This is a genomic window from Methylobacterium oryzae (genome assembly GCF_021398735.1).
Classification (GTDB): Bacteria; Pseudomonadota; Alphaproteobacteria; order Rhizobiales; family Beijerinckiaceae; genus Methylobacterium.
Genome location: NZ_CP090349.1, coordinates 600,522 through 621,049 on the forward strand (window position 1 = coordinate 600,522; position 20,528 = coordinate 621,049).

Sequence of the window (20,528 nt, forward strand, 5' to 3'; positions counted from 1 at the left end):
CGGACGGGTCAGGCCCGCCTCAGCGCGGGCCGGTGCGACCGGTCGGGGGACCGGGCGCTCATGCGCGCGCGGGCCGCGCGCGCGGCCTGCTCGGCCGTGCGGAACACGGCGCCGTCGAGCCCGTCGAAATCGCGCGCGGACGAGAAGAACCGGACGCCGCGCCCCTCGGGGACGGCGATCCCGGCGGTGACCTCACCGATCTCGATCACCCGGGCGGGTTCGCTCGGGCCGAGGGCCGGGTCCGCGAGGTCGGGACGGTCTTCGGGTTTGTACTCTGCGAGGCTGTGCATCGGATCGGGAACTCCCTGGGCCGGCCGGTCGCCGTGCCGGATCGCGTTGGCTGCTGCGGAGGATCGACGGGGCTCAGCGTCGACAGCGCCGGCGGGCGGCGGGGCAGCAGGGGGCGATCGGGAGCGGGTATCGAAGGGACGATGTGCGAGTGACCATCGGACGTCCTCCAGACTGAAGGACCGCGCGGCGCGGGGCCGGCGCAGTGCTTTAGCGTTTGATCACGCGGCGCAAGCTACGCTTCTCAAAGGACCGCGGCCGGCCCTGTCGCGCACCCGAGGTGCGCGGCCGGGCCGGCACTCCTGAAGATGGGCGCGGCACGGCGCACCGTCAACGGAACGGACTTCCGATTTCGAGGGCCGGCTTGGCAGGAAGCCGGTCCCGGGCGCGCGTCCGGGAGGCGGATCGTTCAGGCCGCGGCGATCACCGCGGCGAGGTCGGAGAAGTCCGAGAAGATCCGGGCCGCGCCGGCCTCCGCGAGCCCGGCGCCCGCCGGGTCGTGACCCCAGTGGCCGCCGCCCGTGAAGCCCGCGACCCGCATGCCGGCGCTCCGGGCCGCCGTGACCCCGGGAACGCTGTCCTCGATCACGAGGCAGGCCGCCGGAGCGACGCCCATCCGCTCGGCGGCGAACAGGAACAGGTCGGGGAAGGGCTTGCCCCGCGCCACCTGCGCCGAGGAGAAGACGCGGTCGCCGAACAGGGGGAGCAGCCCGGTCAGCGTCAGGGAGTGGCGCAGCCGCACCGGGTCGCTGCTCGACGCGACGCAGACCGGCAGGCCCACGGCGGCGACCGCCTCGGCGACGCCGCGCATCGCCCGCAGCTCCGCGTCGAACAGCGCCAGGGTCTCGGCCTTCACCGCCTCGACGAAGCCGGCCGGGGCGGTGACGCCGTAGTCGCTCGCGATATGCGCCATGATCGAGGGCATCGCGGTGCCGGTGAAGCGCGCCCGCACGGTGGCGAAGTCGATGTCCACGCCGATCCGGTTGAGCCCGGCCGTCAGGCAGGCGAGGCTCAGGGGCTCGCTGTCCACCAGGACGCCGTCGCAATCGAAGATCACGAGGCCGAGATTCGTCGCGCGCGCGTCCAAGGTCGACCGTTCCCGCACGGCCCGCCGCCGCCGGGCGACCCTGTGGCACGGGCCCGAGGGCCCCGCAACCGCGCGGATCGACGCTCGCCCCGGGCGCTGACCGGGTGCTTGCACCTTGCGGCGCGGCCCCATACTCCCGGGGCGGGCGCGCCGATCCGGCACCCACGGCCCGTAAGGCAAGGCTCAGAAGGCCCCGCGATGTTCCGCTTCCTGGCCCGCGTCCTGGGCTTCCTGCTGATGGCCGGCGGCTTCGTCGCGCTGGTCTACGACGGCGCCCGCTCCATCGCCAACAACGGGCTGCGGGTGACGCCGCTCTCCGACGTGATCGCCACCCTGTTCAAGGACAAGGCCAGCGCCCTGCAGGGCAGCGTGGAGGGGGCGGCGCCCTGGCTCTGGCACATCCTGGGCCTGCCGCTCACCCTGGCGCCGGCCTCCCTGATCGGCCTCGGCCTCGGCGCGGTCCTGCTCTGGCTCGGCCAGCCGGGCCGCGAGCCGATCGGGTTCCTGACGAAGCCCTGATCCGACGAAGCCCTGATCCTCCGGGCGGCCTAGCGGGCCGCGAGCTTGGCCTCGGCCTCGGCCAGGGCGGCCTTCAGCCGCTCGATCTCGGCGGTCAGCGCGTAGTGCTCGCTGACGTCGAGCTGCGAGGCGAAGAAGTAGACCACCCGTCCCGCCTCGTCCCGCACCGGGCCGACGTAGAGGGCGTTCTGGAAGGTCGAGCCGTCCCTGCGGTAGTTAAGGAGGTCGACCCGGATATCCTCCTCCCGCCGGACGGCCGCGCGGAGGCGGTCGACGGCCGCCGCCTCGGTGTCGGGCCCCTGCAGGAAGCGGCAATTGCGGCCGACCACCTCCATCCGGGTGTAGCCGGTGAGTTTCAGGAAGGCGTCGTTCACGAAGACGATCGGGTTATCGTGCTGGGCCGGATCGGTGATGATCATCGGCATCCGGGTCGCCCGCACGGCGGCCGCGAAGGGATCGCCCCGGTGCGCCTCCGCCTTGAGGTCGTCCGGCACGTGGCTCGTGGCGGTCCCGCCCGTCTCCATCCGGATCAGCCCCTCACAGCGCCGCGCAGGGCGGCCGTCCGACCCGCGTCGTCGGGGCACCAAGCCGGAATTTGCCCGCGCGGTCCAGTCTCTCGCGGCGCGGTTCGCGGAGGGCGGGCGCCGAACGTCGTCCGGCGGTCCCCGCCTTCCCGTGTCGGGCGGCGCCCAAGACCGGGAGGCGGGCCGCTGGCGCACCGCTTCGCGGGGGCATGCCACCAGCAGGCCCCGGCCAAGAAGCTGGCCAAGAAGCTGGCCAAGAACCGGGCCAAGAACCGGGCCAAGAACTCGGCCGGCTGTTGCGGCCCGGCGGGAACCGGCGGCGGCGCCCGAGCCTCACGGGCTCCGGCTGTCGGGCCGCGTCTGCGGGCCCGGCACCGGGGCGCCGGCGGCGCCCCGCAGGGGCGGCGTGCTGTTCGGGCTGCGCAGCACGATCAGGACGCTGCCGAGGACCGAGAGGGCGAGGGCGGTCACGAGGAGGATGAAGAGCCAGCGGGGCATCCGGGGCGGTTAGCACATCGGAGCCGGCGCGCCGAGCGGCCCGGCCGGTGACGGGCCGAACCAGCGGCCCACCGCCTCCCGCAGGCCGTCGAGGGCCGTTGCCGCGCCCGTCCAGGCGACGCAGCCGTCGGGGCGGACCAGCGTCGAGGGCCCGTCCGGGACCGCCACGCAGCTCACCCGGCCCGTCGCCGCGGCGACCATCCGGGAGGCCGCGCCGTCGGCGCTGCCGTCGACGAGGAGGCCCCGGCCGTCCTGCATCGCGCCGTAGAGCGTCGCGCCACCGGCGCCGAGCGGCCCGTCGCCGGCCATCCGGCCGACCGCGTCCTCGGGCGAGCCGAGATCGTACCGGGCGCTCAGGCCGCGCATCAGGCCGCCGAGGATCCGGCTGACCTCGTCGCTCTCCAGGAGCCGCGCCATCAGGTCGCGCAGCGCGCCCGATTGCGGATCGGGCCGCAGGATCGCCGCCTGGGCGCGGGTGTTGGCCGTGACGGCCTCGGCCACCGGGCGCCGCTCGGCCGTGTAGGTATCGAGCAGGGTCTCGGGCATCTCCCCGCGCAGCACGGCGGCGAGCTTCCAGCCGAGATTGGCGGCGTCGCCCAGGCCGAGGCTCAGGCCCTGGCCGTCGAAGGGCGCGTGGACATGCGCCGCGTCGCCGGCGAGCAGCACGCGGCCCCGGCGGTAGGTGTCGACGAGGCGCGTGTTGTCGGCCCACCGGTTCGCGACCGCGACCCGGGCGACGCGGACGTCCGTGCCGCTGACCCGGCGCAGCGCGGTCTCGATCTCGTCGCGCGTGACGGGCGCCTGCCGGTCGGCCGGCGGGCCGCTGAAATCCAGCATGAACAGGCGGCGCGGGAACGGCCCGTGGCCGTAGACGCCCCCCGGCCCGCGGTGCCAGCCGACCGGCAGCGCGCCGGCGGGATCGTCGAGATCGGCGATCGCCTGGTACATGGTGAGCGTCGGCGGCGTGCCGGGGAAGGCGAAGCCGGCCATCTTGCGGACCGCGCTGCGGCCGCCGTCGCAGCCGACGAGATAGGCGCAGCGGACGCGCGCGTCGCCCGTCGGCGCGGTCCAGGCCACCTCGACCCTGTCGGCCGCCTCCGTGAAGCCCGTGAGCGTGCAACCGCGGCGCAGGTCGATCCCGAGCGCCGCGGCGCGGTCGAGCAGCATGGCTTCGAGGCTCTGCTGATCGACCGCGCGCATGCGCCGGTCCGGCTCCGCCTGCGGGCCGCGGCGGATGAACAGGAAGCCGAAATGGCCGCTGAACTGCGCCCCGCGCGGGCCGCCGCCGACCTGACCCGGCAGGCGGTCCATCGCCGCGAGGCTCCGCGCCTCGGCGGCCTCGATCGCCGCGCCCATCCCCCGCCGCTGCAGCGCCTCGACGCCCAGGGGGCCGAGCCCCAGCGCCTTGATGGTGGTGCTCGGCTCGGTGAGGCGCTCCAGCACCCGGACGCGCGCGCCCCCGAGGGTCAGCTCGATGGCTGTGAGGAGCCCGACCGGACCGGCTCCAACCACGACGACGTCGACAGGCTCATCCATGGACTTAATCGATTTCTATACTCAGTCCATGAATGGATGTGGTATGAGGCGGCGCATGTCAACGCCTCCCGACCGCCGGTCCCGCAAGCGCCTCGCCACCCGGCAGGCCATCTCCGACGCCGCCACGCGGCTGTTCCTGGAGCGCGGCTTCGACGCCGTGACGGTGGATGAGATCGCGGCGGCTGCCGATGTCGGCCGGATGACCGTGTTCAACCATTTCCCCCCGCAAGGAGGACATGTTCTACGACCGCGACGAGGAGGGGCGCGCACTCCTGCGCGAGACCCTGCGGCAGCGCGATCCCCGGGTCGCGCCGGTCGAGACGCTCCGCCAGCTGGCGCACCGGCTGGTGACGGGCCGGAACCCGGTCGTGGAATTCTCGGCGCGCAGCGGCGCCTTCGTCGCGACGGCGGCCGGGAGCGAGACGCTCAAGGCCCGGGCCCGGGCGATCCGGGACGAACTCGCGGGCGTGGTGCGGGTCGCGCTCGCCGAATCCATCGGGCGCGGGCCGGAGGATCCCGACGCCGACCTGGCGGCCGGCCTGTTGCTGGCGACCTGGAGCGTGGCCTTCCTCCGGGCGCACCGGACCTTCCGGGCGACGCGGCGGACGGAGGCGGCGAATGCCGCCTTCCTGGCGGTCATCGACCGGGGGACGGCCGGCCTCGCGGCGGCGCTGGCCGGCACGCCCTACGCGGAGGCGGCCGCGCCCTGAGCGGCGACCATCCCCGGGGGCCCGGCCTACGGCGCCTTCAGCACCGCCCGGCAGGCGGCGGGCAGCGCCGCCATGGTCATGGCGGGCTTGGCCTTCGGCGGCGTCTTCGGGGGCTTCGGGTGGAGCACCGCGTCCGAGAACCAGTAGCTGAGGTCGTCGCAGCCGTCGCCCGGCGGCGGCGCGCCCTGGGGCTGGCAATCCTCCTGGCCGGCCGGGCAGGAAAGCCGGATATGGTAGTGGTAATTGTGCCCGTACATCGGGCGGACCTTGGACATCCAGCGGCTGCCCGCGGCGTCGCGGCAGAGGGCCTTCTTGATCGCCGCGTTGACGAAGATGCGCTCCACCTCCGGCTGCTCGGCGGTGATCTTGATCAGCTGCAGGTGCGTGGGCGTCCAGACCTGGGGATCGATGTCGAGGCGGTCGCGGCGGACCATGTCGGTGGCCGAGGTCTCCTCGCGCTCCGCCCGGCTCATGCGGTGGTCGGGCATCGGCGTCAGCCAGACGTCGGCGTCGATGCCGATCTGGTGCGAGGCGTGGCCGGTGATCATCGGGCCGCCGCGGGGCTGGGCCATGTCGCCCACGAGGAGGCCGGGCCAGCCGACCCGGGCGGCCTTCTGCGACAGCCGCTCGATGAAGTCGACGAGGTAGGGCGTGCCCCACATCCGGTTGCGGGACGGGCGCATGACCTGCCAGTTCGGCCCGTCGAGCGGCAGCGCCTCGCCGCCGGCGAAGCAGCCCTTGGCGTAGAAGCCGTAGATGTGGGCCGGACCGGAGGACGCCTTGGTGACCCGCCCGAACAGCGCCTTGGCGGGCGTCGAGGGCGCGTCCGGATGCTCCAGGGGCGGCAGCGGCTTCGGATTGACGCTGCCGCGATCCTGGGCCTGCGCGGCGGCGGGCAGGAGCAGGGCGGCGAGCGCGAGGCTCTGGGCGAAACGCGGCATCGGCATGCGGGGGCTGTTCGTCCGGCTGGAGAGGGCGGGCGCGGGCGCCCGCCGGAACGTGGCCCAGGGGCGGGGCGTTTTTCGGGCAGACGGCGCGCGTCGCGCGGAAACGGTCGGGAGGCGGCGATGACGGCCACGGGAACGGGAACGGACACCGGTCAGCCCGGCACGGCGAACCCGGCCGGCCGGGAGCCCCGCCGCCTGATCGCCAGCGATCGGGTCATCGGGACGGATGTCCGCCGGCCCGACGGGACACGGGTCGGACGGATCGAGCGGCTGATGCTCGACAAGGTCTCGGGTCGGGTCGCCTACGCGGTGATGAGCTTCGGCGGGTTCCTGGGCCTCGGCGAGGACTTCTACACGCTGCCCTGGTCGGTGCTGCGGTTCGAGCCGCAGCAGGACGCCTACGTGGTCGACATCACCGAGGCGCAGCTGCGCGCCGCCCCGGCCCGCACCCCCGAGGGCACCGATCCGGCCGCTGACGGCGCCTGGGAGGAGCAGATCCACCGCTACTACGACGCGGCGCCCTACTGGGGCATCTAGGCGGCGCCGGGACCGTCTGCGGGTCTCAGCGGACGTGGCGGGTCACCGGCCCGCACCAGCCGGGCAGGTAGTCGGCGTCCTTGGACTTGGCCAGCGACATCGCCCGCTCCAGGGCCGAGGAGAAGTCGTTCTCGATCCGCTTCTCCTTGATGTTCCGCCGCAGGAAGTCGGCCCAGAGAAACTCGCTGAACGGCGTCGTGTCCTTCGCGAAGCCGCCGGCCCGGCGCAACTCGCCGGCGAGGCTGCGATAGGGGTCGTCCACCAGGGCGTCGACGGATTTCGGGATGTCGTCGAAGTGCTGGCGCACGCCGTCGGCGTCGTAGGGGTGGGTCCAGGATTTGTGGTCGCAGACCGTCCAGAACGCGTCTTTGTCGAGGTAGTGCAGGTCGGCCACCACGGTGACGAGCACGTTCTCGACGCCCTCCTCGTGCAGGGCGCGGGACAGGTGGTGGTGATCGATGATGTAGTGGCGCTTCTTCGGCCCGAGCAGCGTCGGGATCATGTGGGCGCCGAGGAATTCCTTCTTCTTCTCGCCGTCGTACTCCCGCCAGCGCCGCCGCTTCTCCGCCACTTCCCGGTAGCCCACGGTCATCTGCGTCGGGCGCAGCTCCGCGATCGGGATGGTCTTGAGCAGCGGCTCTCTACTGGCCATGGGGTCTCCTTCGTGCGTGGATTTGTCACGCGATCGTCAGACACCTATTCAGGATCGGGAGAGCGGCCAGGGCGCGCGGCGCTCACGTTTCCGGCATCGCGCGGACGGCCTCCAGCACGAACACGCGGATCGCCGAGGACAGGTTCTGGCCGTCGCGGCCGGCGTCGATGTGCCCGATGAGGGCCTGGACCGACTGGCCCCGCGCCTCCGCGATCGCCCGCAGGGCCGCCCAGAACGGGTCCTCCAGGGACACGCTGGTCCGGTGGCCGGCGATCATCACGGAGCGCTTGGTGATGCCCGGGCTCATGGCGAGGCGGCTGCGCGTCCCGTCCTCGCGAGCGGAGCGAAGCGATCCAGGGCAGCGCGACCCTGGTCGGCGTGGCGCGACTGGATCGCTTCGCTCCGCTCGCGAGGACGGTGGGGCTGCTGCATCCGGATCTGCTCTCAGTCCGCCGGATCGGGCTCGCCCCGCTCCAGGCGGTGGCCCTCGTGCCGCTCGGTCTCCAGGGCCTTGCGGCGCTGCTGGAGGGTCCTGGCCTTCTTCGGCTGCCCGAAGGCGATCCGGTTGGCCTCGGCCTTCGTGTCGGCCTCGGCGCGGGCCTTCGCCTTGCGGACCTGACGCAGGTTGATGATCTCGGCCATGGATCGCCTCCCGGCAATGGCGGCCGGCGCAGGACACCCGCGCCGGCCAAATACCCAAGAAACTAATCGGCGCTGGGGGCCAGCATGGTCTCCGGCCGGACCACGCGCTCGAACTCCGCCTCGGTCACGTAGCCGAGGCGCAGGGCTTCCTCCTTGAGGGTCGTGCCGTTCTTGTGCGCGGTCTTGGCGATCTCGGCGGCCTTGTCGTAGCCGATCGAGGGGGCGAGCGCGGTGACCAGCATGAGCGACCGGCTCATCAGGTCGGCGATCTTGTCCTCGTTGGCCTTGATGCCGACGACGCAGTTGTCGGTGAAGCTCACCGCCGCGTCGGCGAGCAGGCGGATCGACTGCAGCACCGCGTTGGCGATCACCGGCTTGAACACGTTGAGCTCGAAATTGCCCTGGGAGCCGGCGAAGCTCACCGTGGTGCCGTTGCCGATCACCTGGGCGCAGACCATCGTCAGGGCCTCGCACTGGGTCGGGTTGACCTTGCCGGGCATGATCGACGAGCCGGGCTCGTTCTCGGGGAGCGACAGCTCGCCGAGGCCGGAGCGCGGGCCCGAGCCGAGGAAGCGGATGTCCTGGGCGATCTTGAACAGGCCGGCGGCGAGCGCCGAGAGGGCGCCCTGCGTGAATACCAGGGCGTCGTGGGTCGCGAGCGCCTCGAACTTGTTCTCGGCCGACGTGAAGGGTAGGCCGGTCAGCTCGGCGACCTTGGCGGCGAAGCGCTCGGCGAATTCCGGATGGGCGTTGAGGCCGGTGCCGACCGCCGTGCCGCCCTGGGCGAGCGCCAGCACCCCCGGCAGGGTCGCGGCGACCCGCGAGCCGCCGAGGGCGACCTGCGCGACGTAGCCGGAGAATTCCTGGCCGAGGGAGACCGGCGTCGCGTCCTGCAGGTGGGTGCGCCCGATCTTGACGATCGCGTCGAAGGCCTTGGCCTTGGCGTCGAGGGCAGCGTGCAGGTGGGAGAGCGCCGGCAGCAGGCGACCCTGGATCTCGCGGGCCACCGCGATGTGCATGGCCGTCGGGAAGGTGTCGTTGGAGGACTGGCCGCGGTTGCAATGGTCGTTCGGGTGGACCGGCGACTTGCCGCCGCGCTGGCCGCCCAGGCGCTCGTTGGCGAGGCTGGCGATCACCTCGTTGGCGTTCATGTTCGACTGCGTGCCCGAGCCGGTCTGGTAGATGACGAGCGGGAACTCGTCGTCGTAGCGGCCCTCAACGACCTCGGCGGCCGAGGCCGCGATGGCGTCGGCGAGCTTCGGGTCGAGGGCGCCGAGATCCTTGTTCACCAGGGCGGCGGCCTGCTTCACGACGCCGAGTGCGTGGACGAGCGGCGCCGGCATCCGGTCGGTGCCGATCTTGAAGTTCTGGATCGAGCGCTGCGTCTGCGCGCCCCAGTAGCGATGCGCCGGGACCTCGATCGGACCGAAGGTGTCGGACTCGGTGCGGGTGGCGGTCTCGGTGGGCGACATCGTGGCCTCTACGTCTGGTGCAGTGCGGTGCCTACTTAAATGAGGCGCGGGTGAATCGCGATGCCGGTTTTCCCCGGCGCGCCGACAAGGGCGGGGCTCTGTTCCCGCCGGACAAGGAGCCGATGAGCGCCACGATCGATCTCTCCGAACCGATGGCCGGCACCCGGTTCCGCCCCGTCGTGCCGCCGCCGCTGAAGGAGCCGCTCGGCCTGTTCGAGTTCCTGCGGGCGGCGCGCAAGAACCCGATCACCACCTGGATGGACGCGCATTTCAAGCTGCCGGTCGTGGCGGCCGAGGGCGCGATGGGCCGGATCACCCTGGTGAGCGACCCGGCGCTGATCCGCTACCTGCTCATCGAGAACCCCGACGGCTACCGCAAGGACGACCTCCAGCGCCGCGTGCTGGCCCCGGGGCTCGGCAACGGCCTGCTCAGTGCCGAGGGCGACGAGTGGCGGCTCCAGCGCCGGACGCTGGCGCCGATCTTCAACGCCCGCACGGTCCAGGGCTTCTCCGACGCGATGAACGCCGCCGGGGCGCGGCTCGGCCGCCGCCTCGTCCGCCGCGACGGCAAGCGGGTCGACGTCGCCCTGGAGATGACCCGCGTCACCCTCGACGTGCTGGAGCGGACGATCTTCACGCAAGGTTTGCCGAGCGATCCCGACGCGCTGGGCCGCGCGATCACGCGCTTCCTCGAGGCCGTCGGGCCGATCGACCCCCTCGACGTGTTCGGCGTGCCCGATTTCGTGCCGCGGATCGGCCGGTTGCGGGCGCGGCCCGCGGGGCGCTTCTTCGCCGAGGTGGTCGACGAACTGATCGCACGGCGCAAGGCGCTGATGACGGGGGGCGAGGCGCCGCGGGACCTGCTGACGCTGCTGCTCGCCGCGCAGGATCCCGAGACCGGCAACGGGCTCTCGGACCTCGCCGTGAAGGCCAACATCGTCACCTTCATCGCCGCCGGCCACGAGACCACGGCCAACTCCCTGACCTGGGCGCTCTACTGCCTGTCGCAGGATCCCGCCGCGCAGGCGCGGGTCGAGGCCGAGGTCGACGCGGCCGGGCCGGGGGATTTCGCCGTCGAGCGCCTGCCCTTCACCCGGGCGGTGATCGAGGAGGCGATGCGGCTGTTCCCGCCGGTCCCGTTCCTCAGCCGGCAGGCGGTCCGCGACGACCGGCTCGGCCGGATCAAGGTGCCGCGGGGCTCGCTGGTGATGGTGGCGCCCTGGGTGCTCCACCGCCACCAGCTGCTCTGGGACGACCCGGAGGCCTTCGTGCCGGAGCGGTTCCTGCCCGAGAACCGGGACGCGATCCCGCGCTTCGCCTACCTGCCGTTCGGGGCGGGGCCGCGGGTCTGCATCGGCCAGAGCTTCTCGATCCAGGAGGCGGTGATCGTGCTGGCCCACGTGGTCCGGGCGGTGCGCTTCCGGCTGCCGGCGGATCACCCGCCGGTCACGCCGCTCCACCGGGTGACGCTCCGGCCGGAGCACGGCTTGCGCATGGAGGCCGAGCGGCGAGCGTGAGCGGGTTGACGAGTTCCCCGTGCGTTCTCACATTGCCGGAACGGGTCAGCAGAGTCGCGCTGGCTGAGATCGGGCACGAACCGCGATGGTCGACACCGTTGCGCCCGCGACGCTGGATTATGCCGAGCAGGTCGCCCGCGTCCTGCGGTCCAATGCGGAGACGGAAAAGTTCGTGGCCGAGCAGCGGAAGCTGATCGACGAGCAGACCAAGCTTCAGGCCGAGGCGGCGAAGCTGCACGCCGAGACGCTCAAGCTCGGTCGAGACCGTGTCCTGGCCCCGCTCTCCATCGGTTTTGCCGGCATGGCAGCAGCGGCCGCATTCTTCGGCGCGGGCGCCGCGTTCGTCAAACTTATGAGCCCCTGATCGTCGATCTGGGGCACGACTGGCGCCGGCGCGGTCCGAAATGCCTGCCGCGACTGTGTGAAGCTCCCTGGGCGATCGTCTGGGCAACGTTCGGTCGAGGCCTGCTATCGGGCATGCCCCGAGCTTCGATTTGAGCGCGTTCCCATCGCCTCGCCTCACCGCGCCTGAGCCTGACGGATCTCGCAGCTGAAGGTCGTGACCGAGTCGGCCAGGGGCGATCTCAGCTCTTCTTGCGGAAGGCGTCCAGGCTCACGACCTCGGCGCTGCCCTCCTCACCCTCCTTCTTGGCGGCGGGGCGGGGGGCCTTGTCGTCGGTCTTGCCGGCGTCCTTCTCGCCCGGGGCGGCGGGCGCGGGCAGCCCCTTCGGCGCGCCCGCGCCGATCGTCGCGAGACCGGCGCTCTTGGGCCGCACCTCGCCGGGTTCCGAGCCGGCGCCGCGGGGACCGGGCTTGGCCGGGGCGGCGTTGGCCTCCTCGGGGGTCTCGCCGGCCTCGCTGAGGTCGAACTTCAGGCCGAACTGCACGGAGGGGTCGAAGAAGCCCGACAGGGCGTCGAACGGCACCAGCAGGCGCTCCGGCACGCCCGAGAAGGACAGGCCGACCTCGAAGGCGTGCTCGGTGACGTTGAGGTCCCAGAACTGGTGCTGCAGGACGATCGTCATGTCCTGCGGGTACTTCTCGCGCAGGGCCTGCGACATCCGCACGCCGGGGGCCTCCGTCCGGAACGAGACGTAGAAATGATGCTCGCCCATCAGCCCCTCGCGGGCCGCGTCGGTCAGGACCTTGCGCACCACGCCGCGCAGGGCGTCCTGTACCAGGAGGTCGTAGCGGATCAGGTCGTCTGCCATCTGCGGTCGCGCTCTCGCCCGGTCTGCCCGGCGCCCCGCCGCGGATGGCCGGACCGAGGACTGAAGTGGAGGCTTCTGTTGCCAGGCGCCTCCGAACCCCGCCTATGCGGAGCTACCCGCTAGGACTTCAGGTCGATATTGGGGACCGCTTACGCGGCCACCGCCACCGGAGCAAAGTTGTCGTTGGCAACTATTGCAAAGGCCCGATAACGGCGGAACCATGCCGAGCGAAAGCTCAACCTTTACGCCCTCGTCGATCCTATTTCGCCCCCGCCGAAGCCCCGGTTCCGATCACGCCCCTTGCGGCAGCATGTCCTGGGCTCGGGTGGAGGCGCCGGGTACCGCCCCCGGGTCCGATAGGTTTATTGCGAAGAACGTTTATCGCCATAGCCGGCCTCGCGACCGGCTCCCGAGATATAGAGGGGATCGGTCCGGTTTTGAAGCCCGATCGTGTCGCGCCGCCGCCTCATTTGGAGCCTCCGGGGGAGGCTGTTGCCGGAAGTGCGCAGTCGCGCGCCGCCGTCCCCGGTGCGCGGGGCCCGCTCGAGCGCGCCTGGGGCGCGATGTGGCGGCTCGGCGCCCTGGTCGCCCTCGTGGTCGTCTATCTCGGCGCGGCGAGCCTCCTGTCCCTCGCCACGGTGCGCGTCGGCTTCGACCTCTGGAGCGGGATCGACCCGTTCCTGCCCCCCGAGCGGCGCCCGTTCCTGGGCGCGGTGGAACTCGCCCACCGGGCCTTCGCGATCGACGCCCTGCGCCAGGTCTACCTCGCCGCCCTGGTGCTCGGCGGCGCGTGGTGGCACGACCGGGCCGGTTGGCGCCGCCGCCTCGCCCTCGACCGCGAGCGGCCGAACGGCATGCGGCCGGTCGCGCTGCTGGGCCTCCTGCTGGTCTGGCCGGTGCTGCACATCGCCTGGGTCACCGGCACGGCGGAGCTGTTCGGCGCGAGCTTCGGCCAGCACGTGCGGCTGTCGCCGTTCATGAGCCAGGCGGCGGTCGCGGCCTGGCTCGCCTATCTGGCGATCCTGGCGCCGGTGGCCGAGGAACTGCTGCTGCGCGGCGAGGCCTTCGCCCGCGCCCGGGCGGCCGTCGGACCCGCGGGGGCGATCCTGGTCACCGCGCTCATCTTCGCCGCCGCCCACATCTCGTCCTGGGGGCTCGCCCGGCCGGTCTCGCTGCTGCCCCTCGCCCTGGCGCTGGGCTGGCTGCGCTGGCGCACCGGCCGGCTCTGGCCCGGCATCGCCCTGCACGGCTGGTCGAACCTCGCCCTGGTGACCTACCTGCTCTGGCCGGTCTGAGGGCTGGTCTGAGGGCCTGTCCGAGGCCGGCCTGGCCGACAGGGCGCCGCGCGCAGGCCTGCGCCGGAGCGGCTCCCGCGCGACGGCGGTGGACATATGGCGGCGGCGCGCTTGCCGGCCGGCGCGCCGGCGCGCAGGAATGGGCGATGGACGCTTATCACGACCTGCTCCGGCGGATCCTCGACGCGGGCGTCGCCAAGGACGACCGCACCGGCACCGGCACGCTCTCGGTGTTCGGCCACCAGATGCGCTTCGACCTGTCGGCGGGCTTCCCGCTGGTCACCACGAAGCGGCTGCACCTGCGCTCGATCATCCACGAGCTGCTCTGGTTCCTGGCGGGCGACACCAACGTGGCGGCGCTGAAGGCGAACGGCGTGACGATCTGGGACGAGTGGGCGGACGAGCGCGGCGATCTCGGCCCGGTCTACGGCAAGCAGTGGCGCTCCTGGGAGAGGCCCGGCGGCGGCACTGTCGACCAGATCGCCGGGGTGCTCGACGAGATCCGGCGCAACCCCGATTCCCGCCGCCTGATCGTGTCGGCCTGGAACCCGGCCGACCTCGACCGGATGGCCCTCGCGCCCTGCCACTGCCTGTTCCAGTTCTACGTCAGCGAGGGGCGGCTCTCCTGCCAGCTCTACCAGCGCTCGGCGGACGCCTTCCTGGGCGTGCCGTTCAACATCGCGAGCTACGCGCTCCTGACCCACATGATCGCCCAGGTGGCCGGCCTCGGGGTCGGCGACTTCGTCCACACCTTCGGCGACGCGCACCTCTACAGGAACCACTTGGAGCAGACCCGCACCCTCCTGGCCCGGGAGCCGCGCCCGCTGCCGCACCTGCGGCTCAACCCGGAGGTGCGCGACCTCTTCGCCTTCCGGTTCGAGGACATCGCCATCGAGAACTACGACCCGCATCCCGCCATCGCGGCCCCGGTGGCGGTATGAGCCCGATCGTTTCCCTGGTCGCCGCCGTCGCCCGCAACGGCGTGATCGGCCGCGACAACGGGCTCGCCTGGCATCTCTCCAGCGATCTCAAGCGCTTCAAGGCCCTGACCATGGGCAAGCCGATGCTGATGGGCCGGCGCACCTGGGATTCGATCGGCCGGCCCCTGCCGGGGCGCCGCACCCTGGTGCTGACCCGGGACACGGGCTTCCGCGCCGAGGGGGTCGAGACCGTCCACGACTGGGACTCCGCGCTGGCCGCCGCCGGGGCGGAGCTGATGGTGGTCGGCGGCGCCGAGATCTACGCGCTCGCGCTCCCGCACGCCGACCGGCTCCACCTCACCGAGGTCGAGGCCGAGCCCGCCGGCGACGTGCGATTCCCCGCCTTCGACCGCGCCCGCTTCCGGGAGACGTTCCGCGAGGCGCACCCGGCGGGCCCGCGGGACGAGCACGCCTTCGCCTTCGTCGACTGGGAGCGCGCACGCTGAGGCGCGCCGCCGCATTTGCGTTCCGCGCCGCGCATGCCCACCTGCCAGCCTTGACAGCACGGGGCGTGCGCCCGCAGGTGCCTGTCGGGTGCGCGCGCTCACGCCGGGCCTGCACATCCTGCGGGAAGATGCGCGTGCGGGCCCTCGAGGCCTCCAGCCGGGAGCGGTCGCGGTGCGATCGGTCCGGATGGTCGGGACTAGGCGGGCGAGCGTGGCCGTTCAGGCAGGGGGCGCCGGTCGGGACGTGGGCCGGGCGCGGACAGGCAGGAGACGACGGCTAGGATGCCTTGGAGCAATCAGAGCGGCGGCGGGGGGCCCTGGGGCCGGCCCGGCGGTAACGGCGGTGGTCCCTGGGGTGGCGGCAGCGGCGGCGGCGGTGGCAAGACGCCGCCGAACCTCGAGGACCTGCTCCGGCGCGGGCAGGACCGCCTGCGCGGTCTGATCCCGGGCGGCGGTGGCGGTTCGGGCGGCGGTTACGGCGGCGGCGGCTCGACCGGCGTCGGCGGCGGCCGCAGCGCGGCGGTGATCGCCGTCCTGGCCGTCGCCATCTGGCTCGCGACCGGCTTCTACACCGTCTACCCCCGTCAGGTCGGCATCGAGACCATCTTCGGTCGCTACGTCGGCACCAAGGGCGAGGGCCTGCGCTACAACTTCCCCTATCCGATCGGCGGGGTGGTGAAGCCGGATGTCGGCTCCCAGAACTCGATCCAGATCGGCTTCCGCGCCGGCCCGAACGGGCAGGGCCGCAACCGCGACGTGCCGGACGAGAGCCTGATGCTCACCGGCGACGAGAACATCGTCGATCTCGACTTCGAGGTGCAGTGGCGGGTCAACCCGCTGAAGGCCTCCGACTTCGTGTTCAACCTCCAGAATCCGGAGGGCACCATCAAGGCGATCTCCGAGAGCGCGATGCGCGAGGTGATCGGCCGCCGCAACATCCAGGCGATCCTCACCAACGAGCAGTCGAGCATCGCCCAGGAGGTGAAGGAGATGGTCCAGAAGGCGCTCGACGAGTACGGCGCCGGCGTGCGCATCGAGGTGGTGCAGCTCGTCTCGGTCAACCCGCCGCCGGAAGTGCGCCCCGCCTTCATCGACGTGAACGCGGCCCAGCAGGACGCCGACACGGCGCAGAACGAGGCCAAGACCTACGCCAGCCGCGAGGTGCCGCAGGCCCGCGGTAAGGCGTCCCAGATCGTCCAGCAGGCCGAGGCCTACCGGACGAAGGCGACCGCCGACGCCACCGGCCAGGCCGCGCGCTTCAGCGAGGTCTACGCCTCCTACAAGGCCGCCCCGGCGATCAGCCGCGAGCGGATCTTCCTGGAGACGATGGAGAAGGTCCTGGGCTCCGTGAACAAGGTGATCATCGACCAGAACGGGACGCAGTCCGGCGGTGCCACCGCGGCCGGCGTGCTGCCGGTGCTGCCGCTCTCCGAGTTCGGCGCCCGCGCCCAGACCCAGACGGGAGCTGCCCGATGAAACAGGCTCTCCGCACCGGCCTGATCGTGGTCGCGGCCATCGTCGCGATCGGCCTCTACGCCTCGATCTTCACCGTCGGCCAGATGCAGCAGGCGCTCGTCCTGCAGTTCGGCCGCGTCCGGGCCGTCCTCAACGCCACCGGCGAGGACAAGCCCGGCCTGTACTTCAAGATCCCGTTCATGGAGAACGTGGTCGTCTTCGACAAGCGCGTGCTCGACCTCGACCTGCCAGTCCAGACGGTGCTCACCGCCGACCGGCAGAACCTGGAGGTGGACGCCTTCGCCCGCTACCGGATCGTCGATCCGCTGCGCTTCTACCAGGCGGTGGGCAATATCGGGCTGGCCAACCAGCGGCTCGCGAGCTTCACCAATTCCGGCCTGCGCAACGTGCTCGCCCGCTCGACCCGCGACGCGATCGTGAAGACCGATCGCGGGCAGCTGATGCACCAGATCCAGGAGGACGTGAACCGGCAGGCCAAGGCGCTCGGCATCGAGATCGTCGACCTGCGCATGACCCGCGTCGACCTGCCCGCGCAGAACTCGGCCGCTGTCTACCGGCGGATGAAGACCGAGCGCGAGCGCGAGGCCGCCGACATCCGCGCCAACGGTGACCAGATCGCCGCCACGATCCGCGCCAAGGCCGACCGCGAGGTCACGGTCATCCTGGCCGAGGCGACGCAGAAATCCGAGCAGCTGCGTGGACAGGGTGACGCGGACAAGAACCGCATCCTCGCGGACGCGTTCGGGAAGGACGCGGATTTCTTCAGCTTCTACCGCTCGATGCAGGCCTACGAGAGCGGGCTGAAGGGATCCGATACCCGCCTGGTGATCAGCCCGAACACGGACTTCTTCCGCTTCTTCAGCGATCCGCAGGGCCGGGCACCCGCCCCGGCCGCCCGCGGGCCGCGCGGGCCGGCCGATCCGAGCGCTACCACGGGCTCGACGACCGGCTCCACGGCGGGGACGGCGCGCTGAGGGGGCCCGTTGGCGCCCCGGCGCCCGGGGATTACCGTGCAGGACAACCCGCGGGCGATCGGCCATCGGTCGAGGCCCGCGGGACCGGAAACGCGTTCATGAAGAGGTCGACCATGCACCCCGTCGCGAGCGCCCCCGAGGCGCCGTTCGACCGCGCCCCGGCGCGGCCCCGCTCCCGCGCCCGCGCGGTGATGGCCTCGATCCTGATCGGCGCCTCGGTCACCGTCTCCGTGGCCGCGACCGCCCTGCCGGTGCCGGCCTTCGCCAAGGGGCCGGCCTCCCTCGCCGATCTCGCCGAGCAGGTCACCGACGCGGTGGTGAACATCTCCGCGTCCACCACCGTCGAGGCCCGCGCCGGCCGTGCCGGGCCGCAGGTGCCCCCGGGCACCCCGTTCGAGGACCTGTTCGAGGAGTTCTTCAACCGGCGCGGCGGCCGCGGCGGCGGTGGCGGCGGTGACGGCGACGGGCCGCGTCAGCAGCGCAAGTCGAACTCCCTCGGCTCCGGCTTCATCATCGATTCCGCCGGCCTCGTGGTGACGAACAACCACGTCATCGGCGACGCCAACGACATCCAGGTCATCCTGCACGACGGCACGAAGCTGAAGGCCGAGATCGTCGGCAAGGATTCGAAGATCGACCTCGCCGTCCTGCGGGTGAAGCCCCCGGCCGACCGCACGCTGAAGGCCGTGCCGTTCGGCGATTCCGACAAGATGCGGCCCGGCGACTGGGTCATCGCCATCGGCAACCCGTTCGGGCTCGGCGGCTCGGTCTCGGCCGGCATTGTCTCGGCGCGGGGCCGGAACATCGAGTCCGGACCCTACGACAACTACATCCAGACCGACGCGGCCATCAACAAGGGCAATTCCGGCGGCCCGCTGTTCAACATGGACGGCGAGGTGATCGGCATCAACACGGCGATCCTGTCGCCGACCGGCGGCTCGGTGGGCATCGGCTTCGCGGTCCCGTCGGGCACGGCCAAGCCCGTGATCGACCAGCTCCGCGACTTCGGCGAGGTCCGCCGCGGCTGGCTCGGCGTGCGCATCCAGAACGTCGACGACACCACCGCCGAGGCGCTCAACCTCAAGGGCGGCGCGCGAGGCGCCCTGGTGGCCGGCGTCGACGAGAAGGGACCGGCCAAGACCGCCGGGATCGAGGTCGGCGACGTGATCCTGAAGTTCAACGGCGCGCCGGTGAAGGCCTCGGGCGACCTCCCGCGCATCGTCGCCTCGACGCCGGTGGGCCAGAAGGTCGACGTGGTCGTCATGCGCAAGGGCGAGGAGGTGACGAAGCCCGTCACCCTCGGCCGCCTGGAGGACGGCGACAAGCCGCAGCTCGCCAACCTGCGTCAGCCGGAGCCCGAGAGCGCGACCCGGCAGGCGCTGGGCCTCAACCTCTCCGGCATGACCGACGAGCTGCGCAAGAAGTACTCCATCAAGGACACCGTGAAGGGCGTGGTCGTCACTCGGGTCGACCCGAACTCGACCGCCGCCGACAAGCGGATCCAGCCCGGCGAGGTGATCGTCGAGGTCGGCCAGGAGTCGGTCAGCACCCCCGCGGAGGTGACCAAGCGGATCGACGCCCTCAAGAAGGACGGGCGCAAGTCGGTGCTGCTGCTGGTGGCGGGCGCCACCGGCGACGTGCGCTTCGTGGCCGTCGGCCTCGACTGAGCGGCCTCATCCGCGTTGCCGAGGGCCGTCGCTCCGCGGGGGGCGGCGGCCCTCGCGCGTTCAGGGGTCCCACATTGACGCTACGCGGCGGCACGGCACACTGGGGCCGCGAGTCGGTGCGGCTCGGGCGAGTTCGGACCCATGACGGCCGTTGCGTTCGACACCCTGAAATTCGCCCGCGTCCTGCGGGAGAAGGCGAAGCTGTCGCCCGAGCAGGCGGAGGGCCTGGCCGACGCGCTGGTGGACGTCTTCGACGGGAATCTTGCAACCAAAGCCGACATTCGCGACGTGCAGGCCGAACTGCAGATCGTCCGCGGCGATATCGAAGCCCTCAAGATACAGACCCGCGGCGACATCGAGGCACTGCGACTCACGACCCAGGCGGATATCGAGGGGCTTCGCATCTCGACCAAGGCGGATTCTGACAGTCTTCGTCAGTCGACCAAGTCGGATATCGAAGCCCTCCGCCTATCCACAAAAGCCGACATCGACAGTCTGCGCCTTGAGACCAAGGCCGACATCGAGGCCGTGAAGGGCGCGATCGCCTCCGCGAAGGTCGAGACGGTGCGCTGGCTCGTCGGCGCGATCGGCTTTCAGACGCTCGCCGTGCTCGGCGCGGTCATCACCCTGACCCGCACCCTCCACTGAGCCTCACCCCACGAACTCCGCCGCCGCGTAGCCCTGCAGGTACAGGAGCGCGGTGAGGTCGCCGTGCTCGACCCGGACCCGCGCCGCGGCCGCGACCGCGGGCTTGGCCCGGAACGCCACCCCGAGGCCGGCCTCGCCCAGCATGTCGAGGTCGTTGGCGCCGTCGCCGACCGCGAGGGTCTCGGCGGCGCCGAGGCCCAGCTGCCCGCGCAGCGCGATCAGCGTCGCGCGCTTCTCGGCCTTCCCGACGATCGGGTCCTCCACCAGGCCGGTGAGCCGCCCGTCCGCCACGCCCAGCACGTTGGACCGGTGCTCGTCGAAGCCGATCATCGCGGCGATCGGGCCGGTGAACAGCGTGAAGCCTCCGGAGACCAGGCAGGTATGGGCGCCGTGCGCCCGCATCGTCCGCACCAGCGTGCCGCCGCCCGGGGTCAGAGTCAGGTGCTCGGCGATCAGCCCGTCGACCGCGCCGACCGGGATGTCCTTCAGGAGCGCGACGCGCTCGCGCAGGGCCGGCTCGAAGGCGATCTCGCCCCGCATTGCCCGCTCGGTGATCGCCGCCACGTGGTCCTTGAGGCCGAGCGTCCCGGCGAGCTCGTCGATGCATTCCTGCTCGATCATGGTGGAATCCATGTCGGCCAGGAACAGGCGCTTGCGCCTGTGCGCGTCGGCGGGCAGCACCGCGAGGTCGATCGGCTCGCCGGCCAGCGCCGCCCGCAGCCGCTCCGTGAGGGACGCCGCGGCCGCGGGCTCGCCCGGCACCAGCAGCTCGGCCGCCACCTCGCCGTGCAGGATCCGGGGCTGGTGCTCCGTCCGCAGCACGGCGCGCGTCTCGGCCAGCACCGCGTCGGTGATGGACGGCCGATCCGGGTTTGCTATCAGGACCGCGACCAGCATCGTGG

At 72.2% G+C, this 20,528-nt stretch carries 24 protein-coding genes, 1 other RNA gene and 1 pseudogene; 13 read left to right on the forward strand and 13 right to left on the reverse strand.

The window, feature by feature from the left end; translation table 11 throughout:
- Positions 1-8: 8 nt before the first annotated feature.
- Entirely contained in the window at positions 9-290 is a 282-nt protein-coding gene (locus tag LXM90_RS02840; protein WP_042673333.1) for a hypothetical protein, read from the reverse strand.
- A gap of 407 nt (positions 291-697) precedes the next feature.
- A complete protein-coding gene (locus LXM90_RS02845) occupies positions 698-1,375 on the reverse strand; it encodes an HAD family hydrolase (protein ID WP_042673332.1) in 678 nt (225 codons plus the stop codon).
- 198 nt (positions 1,376-1,573) lie between these two features.
- Between LXM90_RS02845 and LXM90_RS02850 the strand changes: the two genes are divergently transcribed.
- On the forward strand, positions 1,574-1,894 hold the full coding sequence (locus LXM90_RS02850) for a hypothetical protein (RefSeq protein ID WP_020091308.1): 321 nt from the start codon (positions 1,574-1,576) through the stop codon (positions 1,892-1,894).
- A 29-nt stretch (positions 1,895-1,923) separates the two neighbouring features.
- Here the strand turns inward: LXM90_RS02850 and LXM90_RS02855 are convergent, their stop codons facing one another.
- From LXM90_RS02855 to LXM90_RS02865, 3 genes are all read right to left on the reverse strand, one after another.
- A complete protein-coding gene (locus LXM90_RS02855) occupies positions 1,924-2,418 on the reverse strand; it encodes a PAS domain-containing protein (protein WP_020091307.1) in 495 nt (164 codons plus the stop codon).
- A 333-nt stretch (positions 2,419-2,751) separates the two neighbouring features.
- Positions 2,752-2,916, reverse strand: a complete 165-nt coding sequence (locus tag LXM90_RS02860; RefSeq protein WP_020091306.1) for a hypothetical protein — start codon at positions 2,914-2,916, stop codon at positions 2,752-2,754.
- A gap of 9 nt (positions 2,917-2,925) precedes the next feature.
- Entirely contained in the window at positions 2,926-4,452 is a 1,527-nt protein-coding gene (locus LXM90_RS02865; protein WP_205833893.1) for an FAD-dependent monooxygenase, read from the reverse strand.
- A 55-nt stretch (positions 4,453-4,507) separates the two neighbouring features.
- Here LXM90_RS02865 and LXM90_RS32080 point away from each other — a divergent pair.
- A pseudogene (locus tag LXM90_RS32080) lies at positions 4,508-4,621 on the forward strand (TetR family transcriptional regulator); the annotation flags it as partial.
- Positions 4,622-4,688: 67 nt separating this feature from the next.
- The gene (locus LXM90_RS02870; protein ID WP_020091304.1) at positions 4,689-5,162 is read left to right on the forward strand and encodes a hypothetical protein; all 474 of its coding nucleotides are present in this window, start codon (positions 4,689-4,691) and stop codon (positions 5,160-5,162) included.
- Between the two features lie 26 nt (positions 5,163-5,188).
- Here LXM90_RS02870 and mepA read toward each other — a convergent pair whose 3' ends face one another.
- A complete protein-coding gene (mepA, locus tag LXM90_RS02875) occupies positions 5,189-6,109 on the reverse strand; it encodes a penicillin-insensitive murein endopeptidase (RefSeq protein ID WP_020091303.1) in 921 nt (306 codons plus the stop codon).
- Positions 6,110-6,229: 120 nt separating this feature from the next.
- On the opposite strand from mepA, the gene LXM90_RS02880 reads away from it, so the two are divergent.
- The gene (locus LXM90_RS02880) at positions 6,230-6,646 is read left to right on the forward strand and encodes a PRC-barrel domain-containing protein (RefSeq protein WP_020091302.1); all 417 of its coding nucleotides are present in this window, start codon (positions 6,230-6,232) and stop codon (positions 6,644-6,646) included.
- A gap of 25 nt (positions 6,647-6,671) precedes the next feature.
- Here LXM90_RS02880 and LXM90_RS02885 read toward each other — a convergent pair whose 3' ends face one another.
- The 4 genes from LXM90_RS02885 to fumC form a co-directional block, all read right to left on the reverse strand.
- Positions 6,672-7,298 (reverse strand): ParB-like protein, encoded by a 627-nt coding sequence (locus tag LXM90_RS02885; protein WP_020091301.1) that lies wholly within the window; start codon positions 7,296-7,298, stop codon positions 6,672-6,674.
- Positions 7,299-7,380: 82 nt separating this feature from the next.
- Positions 7,381-7,605, reverse strand: coding sequence for a ribbon-helix-helix domain-containing protein (locus tag LXM90_RS02890; RefSeq protein ID WP_020091300.1), 225 nt, complete (start codon positions 7,603-7,605; stop codon positions 7,381-7,383).
- Positions 7,606-7,742: 137 nt separating this feature from the next.
- On the reverse strand, positions 7,743-7,940 hold the full coding sequence (locus tag LXM90_RS02895) for a DUF4169 family protein (RefSeq protein ID WP_042672647.1): 198 nt from the start codon (positions 7,938-7,940) through the stop codon (positions 7,743-7,745).
- 62 nt (positions 7,941-8,002) lie between these two features.
- Positions 8,003-9,412 carry a class II fumarate hydratase gene (gene fumC, locus LXM90_RS02900; RefSeq protein ID WP_020091298.1) on the reverse strand — a complete coding sequence of 470 codons (1,410 nt, stop codon included), beginning with the start codon at positions 9,410-9,412 and terminating at the stop codon, positions 8,003-8,005.
- Positions 9,413-9,534: 122 nt separating this feature from the next.
- On the opposite strand from fumC, the gene LXM90_RS02905 reads away from it, so the two are divergent.
- The gene (locus LXM90_RS02905; RefSeq protein ID WP_091927894.1) at positions 9,535-10,929 is read left to right on the forward strand and encodes a cytochrome P450; all 1,395 of its coding nucleotides are present in this window, start codon (positions 9,535-9,537) and stop codon (positions 10,927-10,929) included.
- 85 nt (positions 10,930-11,014) lie between these two features.
- Positions 11,015-11,293, forward strand: a complete 279-nt coding sequence (locus tag LXM90_RS02910; RefSeq protein WP_103985942.1) for a hypothetical protein — start codon at positions 11,015-11,017, stop codon at positions 11,291-11,293.
- A 220-nt stretch (positions 11,294-11,513) separates the two neighbouring features.
- Here the strand turns inward: LXM90_RS02910 and LXM90_RS02915 are convergent, their stop codons facing one another.
- Positions 11,514-12,140, reverse strand: a complete 627-nt coding sequence (locus tag LXM90_RS02915) for an SspB family protein (RefSeq protein ID WP_020091294.1) — start codon at positions 12,138-12,140, stop codon at positions 11,514-11,516.
- 64 nt (positions 12,141-12,204) lie between these two features.
- Positions 12,205-12,586: a transfer-messenger RNA gene (gene ssrA, locus LXM90_RS02920) on the reverse strand.
- On the opposite strand from ssrA, the gene LXM90_RS02925 reads away from it, so the two are divergent.
- From LXM90_RS02925 to LXM90_RS02955, 7 genes are all read left to right on the forward strand, one after another.
- The gene (locus LXM90_RS02925) at positions 12,578-13,435 is read left to right on the forward strand and encodes a lysostaphin resistance A-like protein (protein WP_419149849.1); all 858 of its coding nucleotides are present in this window, start codon (positions 12,578-12,580) and stop codon (positions 13,433-13,435) included. The two genes, ssrA and LXM90_RS02925, sit on opposite strands and share 9 nt — an antisense overlap.
- 146 nt (positions 13,436-13,581) lie before the next feature.
- Complete coding sequence (locus LXM90_RS02930) at positions 13,582-14,376, forward strand: thymidylate synthase (RefSeq protein ID WP_103985941.1); 795 nt, start codon at positions 13,582-13,584, stop codon at positions 14,374-14,376.
- A complete protein-coding gene (locus LXM90_RS02935; RefSeq protein WP_020091291.1) occupies positions 14,373-14,861 on the forward strand; it encodes a dihydrofolate reductase in 489 nt (162 codons plus the stop codon). Before LXM90_RS02930 ends, LXM90_RS02935 begins: the two co-directional genes overlap by 4 nt.
- 282 nt (positions 14,862-15,143) lie before the next feature.
- Complete coding sequence (gene hflK, locus LXM90_RS02940; protein WP_042672660.1) at positions 15,144-16,337, forward strand: FtsH protease activity modulator HflK; 1,194 nt, start codon at positions 15,144-15,146, stop codon at positions 16,335-16,337.
- Positions 16,334-17,311, forward strand: coding sequence for a protease modulator HflC (hflC, locus tag LXM90_RS02945; RefSeq protein ID WP_020091289.1), 978 nt, complete (start codon positions 16,334-16,336; stop codon positions 17,309-17,311). The genes hflK and hflC overlap by 4 nt, the downstream gene beginning before the upstream one ends.
- Positions 17,312-17,424: 113 nt before the next feature.
- A complete protein-coding gene (locus tag LXM90_RS02950; protein ID WP_091979704.1) occupies positions 17,425-18,978 on the forward strand; it encodes a DegQ family serine endoprotease in 1,554 nt (517 codons plus the stop codon).
- A 141-nt stretch (positions 18,979-19,119) separates the two neighbouring features.
- On the forward strand, positions 19,120-19,626 hold the full coding sequence (locus LXM90_RS02955; RefSeq protein ID WP_234081685.1) for a coiled-coil domain-containing protein: 507 nt from the start codon (positions 19,120-19,122) through the stop codon (positions 19,624-19,626).
- Positions 19,627-19,629: 3 nt separating this feature from the next.
- On the opposite strand, the gene serB is transcribed toward LXM90_RS02955, so the two are convergent.
- Positions 19,630-20,523 (reverse strand): phosphoserine phosphatase SerB, encoded by an 894-nt coding sequence (serB, locus tag LXM90_RS02960; protein ID WP_020091286.1) that lies wholly within the window; start codon positions 20,521-20,523, stop codon positions 19,630-19,632.
- Positions 20,524-20,528 lie beyond the last annotated feature (5 nt).

What these genes read in the sequence shown, in the direction of transcription:
- hflK (WP_042672660.1), top strand. Translation starts at nt 15,144, where the DNA reads ATGCCTTGGAGCAATCAGAGCGGCGGCGGGGGGCCCTGGGGCCGGCCC.
- LXM90_RS02910 (WP_103985942.1), top strand. Translation starts at nt 11,015, where the DNA reads ATGGTCGACACCGTTGCGCCCGCGACGCTGGATTATGCCGAGCAGGTC.
- LXM90_RS02870 (WP_020091304.1), top strand. Translation starts at nt 4,689, where the DNA reads ATGTTCTACGACCGCGACGAGGAGGGGCGCGCACTCCTGCGCGAGACC.
- serB (WP_020091286.1), bottom strand. Translation starts at nt 20,523, where the DNA reads ATGCTGGTCGCGGTCCTGATAGCAAACCCGGATCGGCCGTCCATCACC.
- LXM90_RS02840 (WP_042673333.1), bottom strand. Translation starts at nt 290, where the DNA reads ATGCACAGCCTCGCAGAGTACAAACCCGAAGACCGTCCCGACCTCGCG.
- hflC (WP_020091289.1), top strand. Translation starts at nt 16,334, where the DNA reads ATGAAACAGGCTCTCCGCACCGGCCTGATCGTGGTCGCGGCCATCGTC.
- LXM90_RS02880 (WP_020091302.1), top strand. Translation starts at nt 6,230, where the DNA reads ATGACGGCCACGGGAACGGGAACGGACACCGGTCAGCCCGGCACGGCG.
- LXM90_RS02885 (WP_020091301.1), bottom strand. Translation starts at nt 7,298, where the DNA reads ATGGCCAGTAGAGAGCCGCTGCTCAAGACCATCCCGATCGCGGAGCTG.
- fumC (WP_020091298.1), bottom strand. Translation starts at nt 9,412, where the DNA reads ATGTCGCCCACCGAGACCGCCACCCGCACCGAGTCCGACACCTTCGGT.
- LXM90_RS02865 (WP_205833893.1), bottom strand. Translation starts at nt 4,452, where the DNA reads ATGGATGAGCCTGTCGACGTCGTCGTGGTTGGAGCCGGTCCGGTCGGG.
- LXM90_RS02905 (WP_091927894.1), top strand. Translation starts at nt 9,535, where the DNA reads ATGAGCGCCACGATCGATCTCTCCGAACCGATGGCCGGCACCCGGTTC.
- LXM90_RS02935 (WP_020091291.1), top strand. Translation starts at nt 14,373, where the DNA reads ATGAGCCCGATCGTTTCCCTGGTCGCCGCCGTCGCCCGCAACGGCGTG.
- LXM90_RS02950 (WP_091979704.1), top strand. Translation starts at nt 17,425, where the DNA reads ATGCACCCCGTCGCGAGCGCCCCCGAGGCGCCGTTCGACCGCGCCCCG.
- LXM90_RS02855 (WP_020091307.1), bottom strand. Translation starts at nt 2,418, where the DNA reads ATGGAGACGGGCGGGACCGCCACGAGCCACGTGCCGGACGACCTCAAG.
- LXM90_RS02930 (WP_103985941.1), top strand. Translation starts at nt 13,582, where the DNA reads ATGGACGCTTATCACGACCTGCTCCGGCGGATCCTCGACGCGGGCGTC.
- LXM90_RS02890 (WP_020091300.1), bottom strand. Translation starts at nt 7,605, where the DNA reads ATGAGCCCGGGCATCACCAAGCGCTCCGTGATGATCGCCGGCCACCGG.
- LXM90_RS02955 (WP_234081685.1), top strand. Translation starts at nt 19,120, where the DNA reads ATGACGGCCGTTGCGTTCGACACCCTGAAATTCGCCCGCGTCCTGCGG.
- LXM90_RS02915 (WP_020091294.1), bottom strand. Translation starts at nt 12,140, where the DNA reads ATGGCAGACGACCTGATCCGCTACGACCTCCTGGTACAGGACGCCCTG.
- LXM90_RS02860 (WP_020091306.1), bottom strand. Translation starts at nt 2,916, where the DNA reads ATGCCCCGCTGGCTCTTCATCCTCCTCGTGACCGCCCTCGCCCTCTCG.
- mepA (WP_020091303.1), bottom strand. Translation starts at nt 6,109, where the DNA reads ATGCCGATGCCGCGTTTCGCCCAGAGCCTCGCGCTCGCCGCCCTGCTC.
- LXM90_RS02850 (WP_020091308.1), top strand. Translation starts at nt 1,574, where the DNA reads ATGTTCCGCTTCCTGGCCCGCGTCCTGGGCTTCCTGCTGATGGCCGGC.
- LXM90_RS02895 (WP_042672647.1), bottom strand. Translation starts at nt 7,940, where the DNA reads ATGGCCGAGATCATCAACCTGCGTCAGGTCCGCAAGGCGAAGGCCCGC.